1 protein-coding gene is annotated in these 1,989 nt (G+C 39.2%); it reads left to right on the forward strand.

From position 1 onward, the window contains the following. The first annotated feature begins 1,224 nt into the window (after nucleotides 1–1,224). Complete coding sequence (gene cas2 / locus WMO25_RS17520; RefSeq protein WP_349086471.1) at nucleotides 1,225–1,680, forward strand: CRISPR-associated endonuclease Cas2; 456 nt, start codon at nucleotides 1,225–1,227, stop codon at nucleotides 1,678–1,680. The last annotated feature ends 309 nt before the right edge of the window (nucleotides 1,681–1,989 follow it).

Consider the following 1,989-nt stretch of genomic DNA (forward strand, 5'->3'; position numbering starts at 1 on the left):
GAAAGCCGGGGTAAGAAGTGAGGGGTCGCTCCCCGAAGCTCAGACTTATCTTCCTGGTGGCAGAATATAGGTGAAGGACATGGATGTACGGCGAAGGCCGGATCGCGGGTGTGATTGAGGTATTCAAAAGAGGCTTCAGTTTTTGTGAGAGGACAGGAGCTTTTTCTTTGATTAAAACAAAGATTGTTAAAAAATCTGTAAAAAAAGTCGGTGAACCTCCAGGACAGTAAAATCAAGGCTTCCAGAACAAAAACAGCATGGAAAAGTGCCGAAAACAGCAAAAAAACGGCTGAAAAGTCGGTGAACCTCCGAGCCAATTTTGACAAAAATAAAAAAGTCAGTAGAATCAAGGCTTTGCGGGAATTTACTATGAAGAGGTTGACCGACTTTTTTGGAGAAAAAGGTTGAAAAACAGGGAAAATGGGGTATAATGAAAATAGAAAACGCAGTAAATACTGTTGTTGAACCGTACCTATGAGTGATTGAAACTCAACTACCGTCTCGGTAGCATTAATGCCGTTGTTTTTTGGTTGAACCGTACCTATGAGTGATTGAAACGATTTCGATATAGTACATAGTACCCTCCTTATGAAAGTGTTGAACCGTACCTATGAGTGATTGAAACGCGTCGATGAAGATAGTTGCGTAATTCTTTGACATAATGTGTGTTGAACCGTACCTATGAGTGATTGAAACTGGCATCAATCAAAGCGATTGCGTCGTCGGAAGTGAAGCGAGTTGAACCGTACCTATGAGTGATTGAAACTCGAACTCGATTCCGGTTTGCATTTGAAATTCTGAAAAGTTGAACCGTACCTATGAGTGATTGAAACCAGATTGGGATCCCAGTGGACGCCGGCCTTCTTTTCGGGTTGAACCGTACCTATGAGTGATATGTTGCTTTTGCTGAACTCATTGTTTTATACGAATACTATGAATTGTTTCGTTAATCTTCAAAGAAAATACGAATAAAAAAATGCTTCAGCTCATAAAGAGTTGAAGTTTTTTTGTGAAAAAATTCTGATTGCAAGAGGTAGGGATGTATTTACAATGGAGGAGATGTTGTCCAAGAGAAATCAGAGAGATGCTTTTAATCATTTCAGTATGAAAAAGAATGGGCGTGGCGTTGATGGTATGCAGATTTCTGAGTTGGAGGATTAATGGAAGATTAATCATGAGCAGATAGAGGCGGATCTTCTGGCTGGGAATTATCAGCCGGGGATTGTGAAAAGCTATGAGATGATCAATGGACGCGGCAAACGACGTGTTATATGTAGTCTGAATGCGATTGATCGTTTTGTGGCCAGATTATTAGCACAGAAATTGAGACGTTATATGGAACCGGAGTTTTGTGAGAATAGTTTTGCTTATCAGGAAGGCAAGGGTGTTGCTGCCGCGGTAGAAAAGGCATGTCAATATATCAATGAGGGATATACGATTGTGGCGGAAATGGATATTGAAAGCTATTTTGACAAAATATGTCGTAAATATTTGAATCATGTGCAGAAGTCTGTATTTGATGGTGCAATAACGGAAGGACAACTGAAACGATTGAAGAATGAATTGCAGCAGTTGGTTGTGCCGGAGGAAGATACAGTTTGTATTTATTATTTGGCTTCATCAAAATATGCAGGTAAGGAGCAGATTGAGACAGTATTGAAAAGTACAAATATTATTTAATGGAAAAAGTGAAAAATCAACTTCAGTCTTATAAATAGGCTGAAGTTTTTTTAAATGAAAACAGGAAAGAATCTGTGAGAAGACAAATTTTTTTGCTGTTTTAAACCGCTGGTTGAATGACAAATACTTCATCAGCGTTTATAATGATTCTTGTCAGCGGGGGACAGCGATGAAATACAGAGTATCAGAGTAGTTGCTCCATCTGGTCTGCTGACAATTGACAATTTTATACTTGAATATTTGAATCATGTCTGCAATCAACTCGATGAATAAAGTACGCCAGTACTTCGAGGTGTGCGGTAATTTCCA

It is taken from the genome of Coprococcus intestinihominis (genome assembly GCF_040096555.1).
Classification (GTDB): Bacteria; Bacillota; Clostridia; order Lachnospirales; family Lachnospiraceae; genus Coprococcus_A; species Coprococcus_A intestinihominis.